At 67.7% G+C, this 1,083-nt stretch carries 1 pseudogene; it reads right to left on the reverse strand.

From position 1 onward, the window contains the following. Positions 1-22 precede the first annotated feature (22 nt). A pseudogene (locus tag ACWD35_RS45605) lies at positions 23-1,026 on the reverse strand (IS5 family transposase). Positions 1,027-1,083 lie beyond the last annotated feature (57 nt).

The following is a 1,083-nucleotide window of genomic DNA, read 5'->3' on the forward strand; positions in this document are numbered from 1 at the left end:
TAGGGCCTGTGTGATGTCGTGATCAATCGGCTGCTTGCAAGAGATCTCCGACCCAGATCATGGAGGCGCGGAGTTCGAGGCCGGCGAGGTAGCTTTCGGGCGTCTTGTCGAAGCGTGTGGCGATGCCGCGCCAGTCCTTCAGTCGGTTGATCATTCGCTCGACGGTGTTGCGCTCGCGGTAAAGACCGGCGTCGAAAGTGACCGGACGGCCGCCCCGGCTGCCCTTCTTCTTGCGGTTGGCCACCTGGTCCTTCTTCTCCGGGATGACCGCGTTGATGTGGCGTTTCCGCAGGTGGGCGCGGTTGGCGCGGGACGAGTACGCCTTGTCCGCGGCGACCGCTCCCGGCCGGGTGCGGGGCCGGCCGACCGGCAGACGGACGCGGATCTTCTTCAGCACGGGGATGAACTGCGGGCTGTCCGCGGCCTGCCCGGCGGTCAGAATGAACGACAGGGGCCGGCACTTCCGGTCGGCAGCGAGGTGAATCTTGCTCGTCAGTCCGCCGCGGGACCTTCCGAGCAGGGCTTCCTTCAGACGGAGTCTGTGTCGGCGGCGGACGCGTCGGCGTTCGGCCCGCTCCGGCTCGTTTCCGTCGTCCGGCCCGTTCTGTTCCGCCTCATCGCCCCTTTTTGCCGGGCCTGTTCCTGCTCGGCGGCGGCTTCCTCGAGAGCCTCCATGACGTTCTTGCCGACGATCATCCCGGCGGCGTCGTGGTGCGCGCGGGCGGTCGTGGAGTCCACGCTGACCAGGGACAGGTCTGCCTTGCCCTGGCGGGCGGCTTCGGCGATCAGGCCCTCCAGCAGGGCGGTGAAGACACCGGCGTTCCTCCAGACCCGGAAGCGCCCGTAGACGGTCGGCCAGGACCCGAACTCGCCCGGCATCTCACGCCACTGCGCGCCTGCCCTGAACCGCCAGATCACGCCCTCGAACTGCTCCCGCAGCCGCTCGGGGTACGGGCCGTACTCGCCTATCGGCAGGAACGGCTCGATCAACTGCCACTGCTCGTCGGTGAGTTGCCTGCGCGTCACGATTGCCTTCCTACCGGATCCGCCTTCCCGACGGACCCGGATCGGCAAGATTGATCA

The sequence above is a fragment of the Streptomyces sp. NPDC002671 genome (assembly GCF_053592475.1).